This is a genomic window from Rosettibacter firmus, assembly GCF_036860695.1.
Taxonomy (GTDB): Bacteria; Bacteroidota; Ignavibacteria; order Ignavibacteriales; family Melioribacteraceae; genus Rosettibacter; species Rosettibacter firmus.
This window is the reverse complement of the sequence record NZ_JAYKGJ010000002.1, coordinates 514,109-531,220: the sequence shown is the minus strand read 5'-3', so window position 1 is coordinate 531,220 and position 17,112 is coordinate 514,109. Positions and strand designations below refer to the sequence as shown.

At 25.0% G+C, this 17,112-nt stretch carries 14 protein-coding genes; 1 reads left to right on the top strand and 13 read right to left on the bottom strand.

Features of this window, described 5'->3' with window-relative positions; genetic code table 11:
- Positions 1–544: 544 nt before the first annotated feature.
- From VJY38_RS09135 to VJY38_RS09115, 5 genes are all read right to left on the bottom strand, one after another.
- Positions 545–1,816 (bottom strand): ATP-binding protein, encoded by a 1,272-nt coding sequence (locus VJY38_RS09135; RefSeq protein ID WP_353680386.1) that lies wholly within the window; start codon positions 1,814–1,816, stop codon positions 545–547.
- Between the two features lie 499 nt (positions 1,817–2,315).
- Positions 2,316–3,602 carry an ATP-binding protein gene (locus tag VJY38_RS09130; protein WP_353680385.1) on the bottom strand — a complete coding sequence of 429 codons (1,287 nt, stop codon included), beginning with the start codon at positions 3,600–3,602 and terminating at the stop codon, positions 2,316–2,318.
- Positions 3,603–4,270: 668 nt separating this feature from the next.
- Positions 4,271–4,888: a sugar transferase gene (locus VJY38_RS09125; protein WP_353680384.1), complete on the bottom strand. Its 618-nt coding sequence runs from the start codon at positions 4,886–4,888 to the stop codon at positions 4,271–4,273.
- A gap of 220 nt (positions 4,889–5,108) precedes the next feature.
- The gene (locus VJY38_RS09120; RefSeq protein WP_353680383.1) at positions 5,109–5,804 is read right to left on the bottom strand and encodes a YjbH domain-containing protein; all 696 of its coding nucleotides are present in this window, start codon (positions 5,802–5,804) and stop codon (positions 5,109–5,111) included.
- Positions 5,805–5,806: 2 nt separating this feature from the next.
- Positions 5,807–7,738, bottom strand: a complete 1,932-nt coding sequence (locus VJY38_RS09115) for a sugar transferase (protein ID WP_353680382.1) — start codon at positions 7,736–7,738, stop codon at positions 5,807–5,809.
- Positions 7,739–8,152: 414 nt separating this feature from the next.
- On the opposite strand from VJY38_RS09115, the gene VJY38_RS09110 reads away from it, so the two are divergent.
- Complete coding sequence (locus tag VJY38_RS09110; protein WP_353680381.1) at positions 8,153–8,944, top strand: O-antigen ligase family protein; 792 nt, start codon at positions 8,153–8,155, stop codon at positions 8,942–8,944.
- A gap of 714 nt (positions 8,945–9,658) precedes the next feature.
- Here VJY38_RS09110 and VJY38_RS09105 read toward each other — a convergent pair.
- The 8 genes from VJY38_RS09105 to VJY38_RS09070 all read right to left on the bottom strand — a co-directional run bounded on the left by VJY38_RS09105 (position 9,659) and on the right by VJY38_RS09070 (position 17,100).
- Positions 9,659–10,297: a PIG-L deacetylase family protein gene (locus VJY38_RS09105; protein ID WP_353680380.1), complete on the bottom strand. Its 639-nt coding sequence runs from the start codon at positions 10,295–10,297 to the stop codon at positions 9,659–9,661.
- Positions 10,287–10,925: an HAD-IA family hydrolase gene (locus VJY38_RS09100; RefSeq protein ID WP_353680379.1), complete on the bottom strand. Its 639-nt coding sequence runs from the start codon at positions 10,923–10,925 to the stop codon at positions 10,287–10,289. Before VJY38_RS09100 ends, VJY38_RS09105 begins: the two co-directional genes overlap by 11 nt.
- Positions 10,926–10,927: 2 nt before the next feature.
- Positions 10,928–11,977 (bottom strand): ATP-grasp domain-containing protein, encoded by a 1,050-nt coding sequence (locus VJY38_RS09095; protein ID WP_353680378.1) that lies wholly within the window; start codon positions 11,975–11,977, stop codon positions 10,928–10,930.
- Between the two features lie 321 nt (positions 11,978–12,298).
- A complete protein-coding gene (gene wecB / locus VJY38_RS09090; RefSeq protein ID WP_353680377.1) occupies positions 12,299–13,414 on the bottom strand; it encodes a non-hydrolyzing UDP-N-acetylglucosamine 2-epimerase in 1,116 nt (371 codons plus the stop codon).
- A 668-nt stretch (positions 13,415–14,082) separates the two neighbouring features.
- The gene (locus tag VJY38_RS09085) at positions 14,083–14,523 is read right to left on the bottom strand and encodes a hypothetical protein (RefSeq protein ID WP_353680376.1); all 441 of its coding nucleotides are present in this window, start codon (positions 14,521–14,523) and stop codon (positions 14,083–14,085) included.
- Positions 14,524–14,674: 151 nt separating this feature from the next.
- Positions 14,675–15,487, bottom strand: a complete 813-nt coding sequence (locus tag VJY38_RS09080; RefSeq protein ID WP_353680375.1) for a hypothetical protein — start codon at positions 15,485–15,487, stop codon at positions 14,675–14,677.
- Positions 15,488–15,489: 2 nt separating this feature from the next.
- Positions 15,490–16,023, bottom strand: a complete 534-nt coding sequence (locus VJY38_RS09075) for a haloacid dehalogenase-like hydrolase (RefSeq protein WP_353680374.1) — start codon at positions 16,021–16,023, stop codon at positions 15,490–15,492.
- A gap of 9 nt (positions 16,024–16,032) precedes the next feature.
- Positions 16,033–17,100, bottom strand: a complete 1,068-nt coding sequence (locus tag VJY38_RS09070; RefSeq protein ID WP_353680373.1) for an ATP-grasp domain-containing protein — start codon at positions 17,098–17,100, stop codon at positions 16,033–16,035.
- Positions 17,101–17,112: the final 12 nt, after the last annotated feature.

The following is a 17,112-nucleotide window of genomic DNA, read 5'->3' as shown; positions in this document are numbered from 1 at the left end:
ATTCAGAATATAGTTTTTTTTTCTGAGGAACGAATAGACTTACTCGGTTCTTTGGGTATTTTATTTAATCCTTATTTTATTATTAAATTCTTTTATAAAATAATTTATTTTACTATCTAAGTCTAATGGAGGGAGTCCAACGAAGTCGAGACGACCGAAGAATCTGAGATTCTTCACTTCGTTCAGAATGACATGGTGATGCTGATAAAATGATGTGATAAGTTGACGAAGTCATAATGAGTAATGTAAAAAGTAAAATAAAAAATCAATTTTTTGTTCAACTTAAACTGTCATTCTGAGTCCGACGGAGTCGGACGAAGAATCTAACGAAGTTATTATAAGAATTAACAAAGTTATAATGAAATAATATAGTAAGAGATTCTTCATCCCGCCTCTGGCGGGATTCAGAATGACAATGTAAAACCAACACTGTCATTTTGAGGGAGTCCGACAAAGTCGGACGACCGAAGAATCTCTCCTGCAAGAGGTGGGATTTACACAATTTCTCTATTTATTCTTAAAAATTATCAGATAAATTTTTACTTCATTCCTGTAACAATATCCATTTCCAAACCGGCATAATCTTTATAACATTTCCATCAACTATTTCTTCCCCCTCCTCATCATTTGTAAGCAGTAATGCTGAATAATTTTTAAACTTTTTTAATCCATTCAAAAAAGAATTAATCTCTCTAATTCTTGTCGCTCTTGAGGATAAATCATAACAAACATTTATTAATTTTTTCTCTTCACTTAATACAAAATCAATTTCTTGTTCTGACAAATAATAATAAATATTATTACTTCTTCTTCTCAAATGCATAAATACAATCGACTCAAGTAATTTCCCTTTATCTTCACTTGTAGAAACTAATTTTTTCAGTCCATTATCTAATGTAAAATACTTACTCGGATTTCTAAATTGCTCTCTCAAATTTCTGGTGAATAACTTGACATTGAATATGATATATGAATCTTCCAGATAAGAAATATATTCATAAACCGAATTCCTCGAAATATTCAGACCAGAAGATTTTAGTTCATTATAAATTTTATTAATAGAAATAAGATTACCACTATTACTAAATAAAAATCTTATAAGATATTTCATTAAATGAATGTTTGATACACCATATCTTTCAACAATATCTTTATAAATGATCAAATCTAAATATTCACGTAATGATTTTTGTTTTAATTCATCTTCCATATTTATTAGTTCTGGGAAAGAGGTAGAACTAACATATTTATTAAATATGTTAATAATTTTAGTTACTGATTTTGTTGAGTGAATATTTATTTCTATATCATTAAAAGACAAATATTCTTTAAAATCTAATGGGAATAACTCATAGCTTATACTTCTACCTCTTAATGCTGTACTTAATTCTTTAATTAAGAGTTTTGAAGAAGAGCCAGTTATAAAGATGCTACATTTTTCGTTATCATAAATTCTGCGTATAAATTTTTCCCAATTATCAACTAACTGTATTTCATCAAAAAAGAAATATACATGTTGCAATTTATTATCAGGGAACAACTCATAATATGATTGAAGAAATAAATCCATTGTTTTTAGAGTTGGGGGGAATAATCTATCATCTTCAAAATTAAAATATACTATTCTATCTGAGGGAATTTCTGCTCGTAATTTATTTATCAAAAGGTATAATAAAAAAGTTTTGCCAGTTCTTCTTGCTCCAACAATAGAAATAATTTTACCTGAATTAAGAGGGATGTTTATACTGCGATCTTTGATTTGAGGTAAATCTCTTTCAATAAAATCAACAATTATTCTTTTTATTAAGTCTTTCATTTTATACCTATTTACAGGTATAAAAATAAATTATTTTGTACCTTTATACAAGTACAAACATTAACCAGAATAAATATTATTAGTGTTAAGTTGCTCACAATACAGCAAAATGAACATCTTTGAATCTTTGATTTATACCATTTGTTTTCTAAGAGAATCAGAATGACATGGTGATGCTGATAAAATGATGTGATATGTTGACGAAGTTATTCTGAGTCCTGCTGTAGGCACGACGAAGGATCTCTTAAATTGAAATAACCGAAGAATCTAATACTAATGTAGCTAAAGTTAGATTATTCTTTGAAATTTTTTATTCATTTCACTTGACATAGCCATTCCTTCGGAAGAAGTGAACAGTAATTTTATCAATTGAGTAAACCTACATGATGGTAGTCAGATTAAGTGTAATTTTTTTATTCATTAACATTAAACGATTCTACTTCTTTCAATAATTTATTAAAATCACTCTTAAAAATACTTTAAAGTTATTATTGTAAAATTACTCGTTATTCTTCTTCAGTAGCCATTGCCATGCTGGCACAATCTTTATGTGTTTTCCATTAACTACCAATTCATCTGATTGATTTAATGTTATTATAGTTCCTTTCTTTAACCCAAAATATTCCAGTGCATCTATTAATCCTTCAATTTCTCGTTCTCTGTTGTTGCTATTCAATTCCTTAGTAACTTGAATTGCATCTTTTATTTTGCCCTCCTTTATTACAACAAAATCGCATTCTCTTTTATCACGAAAATAATATATATAATACCCATCTACTCTTAAACTAAGATAAATAATGTTTTCCAGAAGTCTTCCAATATTTTCTGAAGCTGCATAAGAAATTGATGAAACAATACCATTATCTACACAATAAATTTTTTTATCATTTGTATTTTGAATATGTATAGATTCCGAGTAAATATTAATCAGAAATAATAAATAACAATCATTCACATAATTTATAAAATCATATATAGAATCTTTAGAAATTTTTATACCTGCAGATTTTAGTTCATTATAAAGTTTATTAATAGATAAATAATTAGCCACATTAGATATTGATTTCTTAATAAAGTATTTCAATGCTAATACATTTCTTATTTCATAACGTTCAATAATATCGCGATAAATCATTACATCGAAATAAGATTGCAAAGTTCTTAACCTTAATTCTTTATCAAAATTTACAACTTCAGGATATCCTCCATTAAATAAATATTCATTAAAAGCTCTTCTTATCTTAGCTTTATTTCTGGTCGAATAAATATCACTACTATCAATATTCCTGAACTGCAAGTATTCATTAAAAGTTAGAGGAAATAACTCATAAGTAATAGATCGTCCTCTTAAACTTGTGGCTATTTCTTTACTTAGTAATTTAGAAGAAGAACCCGTTATAAAAATTTTTTTTGATATAGAATCATATATTCTTCTGACAAATCTTTCCCAGTTTTTAAAATATTGAATCTCATCAAAAAAGAAATATAATTCACTTTTATTATCCGGGTATAATTCATAATAAGCATCAATAATTAATTGTAATTCTTTATCAGAAATATTTAAACGTTCATCTTCGAAATTAATATAAACTATATTAGTTATCTCTGTATAATCTAAGATTTGGTTTATTAATTGATATAAATAATAAGTTTTACCAGTCCTTCTACCTCCGATAATTGTCACAATTTTATTCGAGTTAATAGGGACAGATAGATTTCTTTTCTTTACTGCTGGAATAAAATTAGTATGGAAGTCTTTAATTATTGTTTTGAATAAATCTTTCATATAAGTTTCCTTCTTATAAGGAAAATTAATAAAATAAGTTTCCTTTTCAAAAGGAAGTTTTTATATTTTTATATGATTGACTATAAATATAGCTAAAGTAAGATTATTCTTGAATTCTTTTATTCATAATAACAAGAGATTCTTCACCCCGCCTCTGGCGGGATTCAGAATGACAATAGTAATATTCATCATGGCATGATAAAATAACACTGTCATTCTGAGGGAGTCCGACAAAGTCGGATGACCGAAGAATCTGACGAAGTCATTCTGAGGGAGTGAAACGACCGAAGAATCTCTTAAAGAGAAACGATCGATGTATCTAAGATCCTTCATCTCGACTTTAGCGGATTCAGAATGACATGATGATGTCTATAAAATGAGATGATAAGTTGACGAAGTCATAATGAGTAATGTAAAAATTAAAATAAAGAATCAATGTTTTGTCAAACCTAAACTGTCATTCTGAGGGAGTCCGACGAAGTCGAGACGACCGAAGAATCTGAGATCCTTCACTTCGTTCAGGATGACATGGTAATGCTGATAAAATGATGTGATAAGTTGACGAAGTCATCCTGAGTCCGACAGAGTCGAGACGAAGGATCTCTTAAAACGAAGTGATCGAAGGATTTATCGAATATGTCAAACTAAAATTCTATTAATCATTCTACTTAGCACTTACTACTTCTATCCCCTTTTATCATCTTCCAAAGTGTCATAAAAATAATTTTCACGTCCAGCCATAATGACCAATTTCTTATATACCACAAATCATAATCCAAACGTTTCTTTATTAATTCATCATTTAATTTACCTCTTAAATTATTAACCTGTGCCCATCCTGTTATTCCAGGTAAAACTTCATAACGATTATTATATTCACTTAGCATTCCAGAATATTTTAAATCTTCTTCTACTGCATGAGGTCTTGGTCCTACCACACTCATTTCACCTTTTAATACATTAATAATTTGTGGTATTTCATCAATAAATCTCTTCCTGATAAAATTTCCATATTTAGTATATTCTTTCCCATCTAAATTCATCGAACGGAATTTATAAATAGTGAATATTTCTCTTTTGTAACCAAATCTTTTTTGTTTGAATAATACACTCCCTCCATCTGTTAACTTTACTATAGAAAATATAATTATAAAAACAATTGGTAATAATATCACAAACAGAAAAATTGAAATCACTATATCAATAAATTTCTTAATGATTTTATTGTGATACTTATTAATTCGTGATTCCATTTTAGCAGGAAGATTATATAACTTCTTCAACAAGATAAACTTACTTTTATTTAAAAAAAAGGACGACTCAATAAGTCGTCCTCACCCTCCAATCTATATAAAAAAGCATATCGACTGGTACAGAAATTAAAGGAGTCTTTAATGCCCTTTTGTAAAATTTATAAAATATTATATTATTTATCTATAATTTAAATCACAATATAATAAATAATGACAAACTTTAAAATTGAAGAAATTCAATAGTTTATAATATTTATTGAAGTACAAAAGAATAACCAACACCTCCACTAAAATCTTTCATTCCCATAAATCCAGCCAAGATTTTAATATGGTTTAATAAAGTAAATCTTAAAGCAGAATTAAATCTTTCAGCGTCATATTCAATCATTACTTCCATAAAATTAAAAGGCTTATAAGAAACACCACCAAAGAAACCAATGAATTGGTAATCTGCGGCTTTAATTAAATCAGAGCCATATCCCAATGTTATATTCAATGCTTGAGTTGAGTCACTTAAATAAATATTTTTAGTTATTACTAAATAAGTAGAATTAAAATGATTAGCATTCACTTCAGTACTTACAGGATTATTCATACCAAAAGCTATAACAGGCAAATATTTTTTTTCTTCAATTAACTTAATTTTGAAGTTAAACATCCTATCTACTGTATGACTTTTCCCTTGATAATTCAACTGTCTAGTTGCTCTTAAACCAATTTCGAGAAATGGTAAGTAATTTAAATACACATAAAAATTAATAATATCTCGATTACCATTTGCATATTTCAAATATTTTCTTTCTATATAATTTATACCAGATGTAAATTCCCCATCTTTGTTTATTGTTGCTATAGGTATTGAAAACATTCCTGAAATCCCTGTTAAAGATTGAGGATAAGATTGATGTATAGATAAAATTATAACAACAAGTAGTAAATAAATTTTCAAAATTAATTCGAACGAGCTTTTCTTATTAGAATATTATAAGCAGATACAATAAAATATCTTATATCTGTAATTATAGGATGTTTATCATATGAATCAAGGTATTTTCTTTCTGATGCCATTATTTCATCAAGTGTTTTAGGAAGATCATAATAAAAAGGAGGCACTAAACCAGGCTTATATTTAATTCTTCTGTTTCTCAATTCTTCATCATAAAGATAAAAGTATTGTAAACTTAATGGTCGTACACCAACTATTTTTAATTCGCCTTTAAAATAATTTATAAACATTGGTAATTCATCAAGCCAGAGTTTTCTTAAAACTTTTCCCCAGCTTGTTATTCTAAAATCATCTTTAAATTTTCCACCTTCCTGCAAATTAGCTTTTTCAAAAATAAATCTTTGTAAATATTCTGAATAAGGATACATTGTTCTAAACTTATATACCTTGATAATATTGCCATCTTTTCCAACTCGTTTTAATTTAATCAATGGTCCATAAGATGGTGAATCATCAGAAAGTGGTTCTTTAATTTTCTTTGCAATAAAATAAATTAAATTATTTATTTCTTTAATTGCTATTACTTCAAAACCGCAATAATATAAACGGCCCAGTGTTTCTGATAAAGATATTGCACGATGCTTTCCTTTGGTTATAGCGAAATAAAAATGTTTAAAAGCAGGTAATTTAGGAAATACTCTATGCCATATAAAATCAATAAAATAAAATATAACTGCTAAATAGTATGGATAATTAAATAAGAATCTTTTTCTACGCAAATTATTAGGTTCAACATTACCAATAAAAACACCTCCATCTTTTAATTTAGAATTTACCTGAATAAAATATTTATTAATTCTTCTCATATCATTGATTTCATGTAAATTCACGTACATTTCAAGAGCATTCTCTGGTAAAACTTCAACATTATACATATCAGAAGATCTATGCATTATACATTTTCTGAAATTAAATAATGCTAAATTTAATGTGTCATTTATAAAATTAAAAACTTCTGGAAAGCGTTTTAAATAAACTTCAGATAATAATTCAAATAAATCTTTACTTGATTCATTCTCTTCAACATAATACTTCTCTTTCTTTACTTCTAAATATTTAAGTAAAGGTTCATCAAATACTTCAGATGCACGTATAAATTTATATTTGACTACATCATCTGACGGCTTTTTTCTAATTAAATAAAAGAAGGAATTGGCAGGTATTGCAATAAATCCAAATAGGAATGATAAATTTCTTATAATATTAATACCATTTATGCTTGAGCTTAAAATATAAAGTATAATATTAAATATGATTAAGAAGTATAAATAGCTCTTTAATCTAAGCCAGATGAATTTCCAGAAATTATATTTTGTAACAGGATTAAATTGATGAACACATAAACCAATCAAAAACCAGATTATTATAAAAGTAATAATTGCTATAAAATCTTTTTCAAAATATTTTATATCATATTTAATAAAATAAGCATAACAAATAATAGCACTAACAATTAAAAACTCTATATTAAAAGAGCCAATCGAAAAATTAATTTTAGAAAGATCTTCTTTCTTAAAAATGATTACATTATTTAAAATGTATAAAAAGAATTTAATTATAAATCCAGAACATAAAGTTACAATCAAAATAATATTTAAATATGGTTGCAGTTCCTTTTCAAATAAAAAGTATAATAGAAGAAATAAAAATGATATAACAAGAGCAGTAAAAATTTGTTTAATATAATCCAGTAATTTTTTATAATTATTATAAGAATACTGGTCAGTTAAAAGAGAGCCGATGATTACTGATAACCAAGTTATAATTAGACTAATGGGATATTTGCTTATTAAATTTACATTACCAGTTAATAAAGTCGTACAAGACAGCAATATTAAAGTATATATAAATAAATCGAAAAAGATTTTAGCTGCCATATAATTTTTTTATAATGTAAAAATGAGCCCTTCGAGAGAAAATTTATTAAATATTATACTTTTATTTTTTATTACATTACAAATTTATGTTGCTCAGATTTCTAACTATACTTTATTGAGTTTCTTAATAAAATCTGGCTTGTTATTATTAATAATCCCTCTATTCAGAAAAGTTCTAATATTTTCTTATCCCAGTTTAAAAAGTTTTTTTGAAACAATCAATCATAACATAAAAATTTTATTATTATTTATAATAACAATTCCCTTAATAACTATAATATATTCAAAAAATCCTCTCTTTGGTTTACAGAAATGGATTAATATAATAATTGGATTAATCCCTCAGTAATTCTTGCTTATTTTATTAAAGAAAATATTAAAGTAGATATCTTAGAAAAATTTTTTACAATTTTATTGATACTGTCTTTTTTTATAAGCATTTTATTTTTTATCAAAAATCCTTTTACTTATAAAGGTTACTATAACTTAACAAATTTCGAATTCAGTCATGTAATATTCAGTAGATTTATTTCACCATTAATTTTATACTCATACTATAAAATTTTAATTTCGGACAATATTAAAAAAGTATTTTATTTTTCTTTTACTGCATTCATTTTAACTATTACATTAATATATACATCACATCGAGCCACTACAATTGGTTTAATTTTATCTTTAATCATTTTATTAATTCTATCAAAGCAAAAACTTACTCATAATAATTTAATAATATTTACAGGAGTATTAATTGTAAGTTTATTGGTTGTAACAAAATTTAATTTGATAGAAAAAAGAAATTATGAATTAATTGATTTCGTCTTAAGCAATAAAACAACAGATGCTTCAATCAATACAAGATTAGAATTATATAAAATTTCTTTTGAGTTAATAAAAAAGAATCCTGTAACTGGAATAGGTTTCGGCGGTTTTAAAAGTTATTATAAAAGTGACTTACCTATGAAATTAAAATACCCCCATAATTTATTTTTAGAAACTCAGGTTGAACTTGGGATAATTGGTTCAATATTATTATTCGCCCTTATATATTTAATATTAAAAAATACAATAAAGTATTCAAGATTAATTTTTGTATTTGCATTATTCAGTTTATGGTTATCATTATTTTCCAAGGATTTAACAACTCAAAATTTATTATTTATAAACATTATTTTTATTAATAATAGAAATCATAATCACAATTAAATATTCATTTATTTTTTTTCAATTACTTTAACTAATTTTTCAACAAGTATTTTAATTATTTCTGTATCTCCACTTTCTTAACTATCTCACTCATAATTTCATTGATCACACCTAAAGCAAATTTAAAATTATCTCCGAATAATTAACTTGTAACACTTACAACGGTTACAGGTAGTTCACTAGCTTTCATTAAAGTAATGGATGGGACGTAGTACAATTTCTTTATTAAAGAATGTTAACAATATTTTTCTCGAGAGTATGTTAATATCATTATATTATTTTATACGTTATTTGATTAGATACTAAAATATTTTTTGTAAACAGCAACAGGTACAATATAAAATATTTTAATCCATATTATAGTTTATCTTTAATACCATCACCAGCAAATTATAATTTATGACCTAAAAAGTTTTTAGACTGTATATTCATTATTCTTTCAAAACCTTCATAGTAAAATCAGGTATTTTAATAGTTATCTAAAAGTTTTCCCTCGAATTTAAGAGATATAATATTCTTAATACTTCTTCTATTTTTTGCTTTTGATTGACTATCCCTGCAGTTGTTCTTGTGCTTTTTATTCAATGGATATTTTTTTTAAGTCAACTTAGAATTTACAAAATGTGCAAACATTATTTTCATCAAAGGTAATACTTTATATCTATCGTCTATTATGAATCTGACATTTATATTTGTAATACTTTCAACTTATTTTTAATCAATTATTCTTAGCACATCAAAAGATTCAGCATACTTATAATTAATTTGTGCCCCTCTTGTTAATGCCAAACCTCTGACCATATCTTCAGAAAAATAAAAGCGATTTAATACTATCTGAGTTTCATATTTACTTAAGATCTTTAGTTTCATTTGAATATGTCGTTCTTCTAATTTGATGAAATACGAAGACGTAAAATTTATATGATTCCAGGGTAGTTCATAACATAAAATACTGCTATGTGTTTTAAAAGCTCTTATCATTTCATTTGAAATCACTTGATGATCCTGATGATAATCATTCTGCGAAGGTCCAATAACAAGGTCTGGTTTAAATTCCTGCTTAAACTTTATAAGTGATTCTAATATTTCCTGTCGATAATCACTTAACTTTCTTACAGGATATCTGAAAATGGTATAATCACTTTCTTTAAGATTAAGTTCTTTTGTAACATTAATAAACTCATTTTGTAATTTTAACTTATTCAATTCATTGGGAAGTGAATCTTCAGCAATAGAAAAAACCACCCAATGTATTTCTTTATTATTTTCTAAAAACTTAACAATTGTTCCACCGCAACCAAATTCTGCATCATCTGTGTGGGGAGAAAGTATAAGGATTCTATTATATTCCATATGAGTTCAATAATTTTTTTAAAATATTTACATGTAAAAAATCGATTTTAGCATTTTGTGCAGTTTGAAAATCAATTTCTGAATCACCAATAAATAATATATTATTTCGATTTATTTTTAATTTATTTATAAGTTTTATTATTAATAAAGGATCTGGTTTTTCATAGCCAGATTTTGATGCATAAATTACTTTTATTTTATCCTTATATGGTATTTTTATAGCTTTATACTTATTTCTTTGTTGTATATAATTCCCATTAGTTAAAATATAGATCTTACTTTTTTTACCTATTTTTTTTATATACTCTTCTATTTCTTTATATGGTAAAATAGAATTCTTTTTTAATCTTACATTTCGTAAACAATATAAAAAATCATCAATTGTAAAATTATTGATTTTATATTTTAAGATAAATTTTTGATATATATTTTTACGACCTTCATTTATTCTGGTCTTTATTAAATAATTCAATAGTTTTTTTTCATATTTAAAGTTCTGATTTCTGTTAACAACTTCTTTAACAACTTTTTCATACGCTTTATTTAAATATAACATCTCATCATAAATAGTATTATCTAAATCGAATATAAACACTTTATATTTATATGTGCTTTTATCATTTATCATATCTAAACAATTATCATCTTATCATTTATACCTATCGCCCCCCAGTATCTATATAATTTTGTATTTTTATTTAGATTAAAATCTGGAATCCTTTTATTTAACAAAGCATTAACAGTTGCATAGATAAGATTACACCCAGCCAAGGTACTAAAAACCATCGTGCCCTGAATTCTTGGATTACACTCTATCAAATATGGAACTTTATTTTTATCAATTATGAATTGAAAACCAAATGCATATTTTAAATCTACTGATTCACTTAATATTTTTGAATAATGAATAATTTCATCACTTTCATAGTATTCATTTATAAAACTAATACCATTTAATATTTGTTTGCGTATCCTGGGAATAAAAATTTCATTAGAAGAATATCTAAAAGCATCAACAGTAATTTCATCGCCCTCAATAAATTCAGTTATCATCAATTCAGGGAATTTATCCCCTAATATAGAATGTAAGATCTCCATTTTAGTAAATATATTATTAGGTTTTTCATTATAAAATTGATTCAAATAATTTAATTGTTCATCAATAATTCTTAATCCTCTCGAGCCATTAGATTTAGGTGGTTTAATTAAAACTCTTTTATCTGGCCATCCCAGCTCTTTAGCATATTTTACTAAATCATTAAATGTAGATACAATATATGTAGCAGGAACTGGAATATTTAATTTTTTTGCTAATTGCGTAAGATTAAATTTATTATTAACAAGTAGTAGCGAATTATATTCTGAGACAGCTACTTTTATTTGATTTTTTTCAAAAATATTAATGTGTTCAGATAATACTTCTAATTCTAATGTATTTTGAGGAATAATTACATCAATTTTATGTTGCTTTGAAATATCCAATATTTGTTGTAGATAATTTTCTTTATCACGAGAATGAGCTATAACAAAAAATTCATCTGCTAAATACTTACCAGCACAATCTTCCTTTACATCAGTTACAGCAATAAAAACATTTTCACATACACTGTTATTTCTTAATGAAAAAATTGTACCTTTAATTCCTGGAGCTCCTCCACCCGTTACCAATATTCTTATCATATATATAACATATTATAATTGAATTATAAATAATTTCATTAAAATCATATAACCTAAATTAATGGAATGTAAAAATCAAATTTATATGAAATTTCATAGATACTCACTTCAGTTTTAATTCTGATTTAATTGATATTTTCAACAAATTCAGTCTTTCATAATTATTTATTCTTCAAAGATATTTTCTTAACAGTTAATATAAGTTCTCAATTACATAGTTGTAAGGAATAGTCCTGAATCTGTTTAATCATACTTAATTATTTTTATGGGAGTCTCTATAATTTTAGTACATTTCATTAAATATTCTTTACAACTATTTTTTTATCTACTGATATTTAAAAACTTTTCAACAAGTATTTTAACTATTCTTTCAGCTGCTCTTCCATCCCACAATTCTGGTATTTTACCTATCTTTTTCTCGCCATTAAAAATTTCTTCACATATATTAAATGCATATTCTAAATCTTCGCCTATAAGGTAATTTGTACCTACATCAACGGTTATTGGTCTTTCAGTTGTAGTTCTTAATGTAATACATGGAATACCCAAATAAGTAGTTTCTTCCTGAATACCACCACTATCAGTTACAACAAATAAAGCATGTTTCATTAGAGTAATAAATTCAAGATAACCAAGCGGGTTCATTAAATAAATTGATGATTTATCATTAATTGGTAATGAATTATTTTCAATTGCTTTACGAGTTCTTGGATGTACAGGAAAAATTACTTTTTTATACTTTGATATTTTATTTATAAAATCTATTAATTCACTTAATCGTTCTGGATTATCAACATTAGAAGGACGATGTAGTGTTACAAGAACATAGTTTTTAGGTAACAGATTATAACTCAAATCTGATAGTTCTGGAAGTTTTGGAAGATAACTTATTAGACTATCTATCATACAATTGCCAACAAAAAAAACTTTTTCATCAGATATTCCTTCTCGTTTAAGATTTACAAGACCACTTTTTTCTGTTACAAAAAGATAGTCTGAAATCGAATCAGTTAAAATTCGATTTATTTCTTCAGGCATAGAGCGATCAAAACTTCTTAAACCTGCTTCAACATGTGCTACTTTAATACCTAATTTTACTGCAGTTAAGCTGCAGGCTAAAGTTGAATTCACATCCCCAACTACAATTATTAAATCTGGTTTCTCATTTAATAATATTTTTTCAAATTCAATCATAATATATGCTGTTTGTTTTGCATGAGAAGAGCTTCCTACACCGAGATAGAAATCAGGTTCAGGCAATTCCAGATCATTAAAAAAAATTTTAGACATATTTTCATCATAATGCTGGCCTGTATGACAAATCATATGTTTCAAATTTAGAGAATTATTTTTTTGAATTAAATTTTGAAAAGCTCGATGAATTGGAGCAACTTTCATAAAATTAGGACGGGCACCTACGACTGATATTATTTTCATGATAGTAAATTTTTTTTCATAAAAGTTAATTATTAATTAACGAAAATTGATGTATTAATATTCAGACAATTCATTTTAACGAAATTATAAAAGGAATATTCTTCATCTCCAATATTAAAAAACACAATTTGTTCAAGCAGAATTTCATCTTTAAGTTATTTATATGTCAATAAAGTAAAAAGTTATACCAGTATAACTTGTACTAACTTTAGATATAATTTTCTGAGTTTAGATGAATATTGATATTGTGAACTTTGCTTTATTATTACTTTTTCAATAAAATCAACAAACTTTTTTAATTACGTTTTTCATTTTACAATTGACTACAGGTACAAAATTAAATTTTTTTGTTCCTGTATATGAGGATATAAATTCGGCAGGATAAACATAATTCCATGAATACGCGGTAATAATTAGTAATTAGTACACACAAATTACTCTCGAATATTCGTATAAGTTAACTATTACTTACAACTTTATAAGTCACGTAAATTTACATATAAAAAGCTTTTTACTAAATATTTGTGTTCTACTTATTAATTACTATTGCATTCCCAAAAAGAAAATTTTAGAAATAATAATATAGTTTCAACATATGATCTTAAAATTATTAGTTATTGTTTTTAACTATGAAATTATTTTCATCAAAATTAAGATATATAATACTTCTAAAAAGTAAACGAATATTTAAAACCAAATGAAATCGAAGGTAAAATATCAATATTTTCTTGATATATTTTATCGCCAATAACTGCAGATAAATCTAATAGTAAATGTAGTTCCTTTGAAATATTAAAAAAATTTATTAAACCTGCATTTAAATAAATATTAGATTTTTTAAAAGTATGATTGTAAAAAGGGCCTCCTCCCATTTTAATTATGAGATTCCAATTTTTTCTATTGAAACTAAGAAATTGATTAACATTTATTAAACCATCAATGGATAGAAAATTATAATAGTGTTTAAAATCATCCATAATATAGTAAAAATAAAAACCACGATATCCAATTTGAATTCCTAAAATTGGATTTATCCACCTTCCAATATTAAAAATCAAGACAGGAGCGTAATTATCCTTTCTAAAATCTTCATCTTTTATTCCGGACATTTGATAACCATAACTCATAGATATAAAATAATTTTTGGTAATTTCTAACTCATTCACGTTTTGCGAAAAGATATTCAAGGAGGGGCATAAAATCATTATAATCAAAATAGTGTAATTTAATATCATTTGAAAAATTAAAGATAATATTTTTTTATTTTTCTTTTCTTATTAAGATCAAATTACGTTTTGCTATATTTTTAATATTTTGTAAAATTAAATTAATTGTCCAAGAAAATAATTCATCACTCCATCGTTCTGGATGAATCGTGAATAAAATTTTATTAGGAAGCTTATCGATATTATTAATTATTTCATGTGTGGTCTTAAAATTAAAATTAAATTTACTATTTACTTTATCTCTAACATTATACTTATTACTGTTCCATCTTCTTCCAGTATCAGTAAAATATGCAAATTCATTAAAGTCAATATCATAATAAGGTTCTCCAATAATACCTAATTGCTTATAATCATATTTTCCCCATATTATTCTATTATCAAATTTCGATCTGGGACTGCCATGCATACAAATTGTTTTTATATTAAAATTTCGACGTAACATCTCCAAATTTTTACAAAAACTTTCATAAGCCAAATCAATTATTTTTTCTTTATCTTTTTCGTCTTTGACTTTTATATTATATTTCTTAATCACTAAATCAACATCTTCATAGTGATAACCGATTTCATGTCCTAGTTCAGCGACCTTGTTCATTATTACCAGATTGAAACTTTTTGGTACTACACGAAAATAATATGTACCCTTTATATAGTAGTCATGCTCAACCTGAGCAAGAGCAAGTGAATTTTTGGCTAACCTATCAACATCATGTCTAAGAAGTATGCAAGTACTGTTATTTTTATTTTTTTTATTTTCTAAATAAGAAGAAATAGTATAAAATTTAAAATTTTTATATACAAATGCTTCAAGAAAAGATTTATAAATATTTTGGGTGAAATCCATAATTAAGAAACCAATTCATAATTATTAAACAATTTTAATAATTCTAAATCTGATATACTATCGGAAATTGCATAATTATAAAAAAATTTTTCTCTTGGATATTCTCTTAGAAGGTTAAGTACTTTTTTTTCCCCATAATTATGAAAAAATTTTTCAACTGTAACTAAAGTAGAAATTGATTCCCATCCTAGTTTTTCAGCTACTAGATTAACATAATCTGATGGAGATGCACTTGCTAAAATATTAATGGTATTTTCATCCGAAATTAAATTGATCTTTAAGAATATTTCTTGGTTAATATTTTCCATGATATAATCTGCAAATTCTCTTATAAATTTATTGTAATTTCTTTTTTTTCGACATCTTAATATCACTTTTCTTTTAAATTCTTCTAATGTTAATATTCTAATCTTTCTCAATAAAATCAAAAATCCTAATAAAAAATCACCCTTTTTAAGAAATTTGATTGTGAAGATTTTAAAAGAATCAAACTTAATCAATGTATTGTCAAGATCAATTACATTTATTTTTTTCATAATTTTTTTTCATAATATTTTTCTTAATAAAATACTTAACCACCCTGTTGGATCATCAAATAATGACACATCAGCTTTATTATTCCTTACGTTTTTTAGAAATAAAATTAAAGGTTTTATATTTCCTCTTATTAAATAAAATAGAAGAGATAAATAAATTTGAGGCGAAAGATAGGTATTAATTTTTTTAGATTGTTTATTTTCTTTTATGTCTTTCTTTTTAGCTTTTAATATGGGTTCAAAATAATCTATACCGTTTTGTAGACCTTGGTTAATTGAACCCCATATTCTTGGATTAACTTCAATTAATATTAATTCTCCTTTAGGAGTTAATTTGAATTCAAACATTGCAAAGCCAGTCCATGGAATCTTTTCAAATATTTTCTTTGCAATAATATACATTTCTTCTTTATAAAAAGAAGTTCTATAAACACTTGACCCGCCACTTATTGGGTATTCTGCAAGTCTTAAATGCCCATATCCTATTTTAATTTCCCCATTTACAGCATAAACTGAGTAGCCACATCCCGTACCTTGTATATATTCCTGAAAAATATAATTAGAGAAGTCATAATTAAAGAATTTATTTCTTTTATTTTCATTAAAAAAATATAAAACTCCTTTGGATGATGATCCTGAAATAGGTTTTGCAACAAATGGTAATTTTGCATCTTTAAAAGTTTCATATTTATAAGGAATAACTATATCTAAATCTTTTACAATTTCTTGTATTAAATTTTTATTATGAAGTTTTTGATAGCTTTCAAAATCTCCTAAATAAGATAATGTTTTACCAAAAGCTTGTTTATTTTGAAGTATTATACCAATAAAATCACTATGAATCGGTAAATAAACATCTATTTTTTCTTCTTGAATTAATTTTATCAATTCAAAAATATATGAATTAATATCCTTTTTTTTAATTTGAAAATGTTTATCAGTATATTTAGTAATTAGACCTTTTATTTGAGTTTTATAATCATAAGAAATTATATTAATATTAGCATAGTTTTTTTTAATATATTTACAAATAACTATTGCCTTATAACTACTTATTTCTCCTACTAAAATATTCATTTTTAAAATATT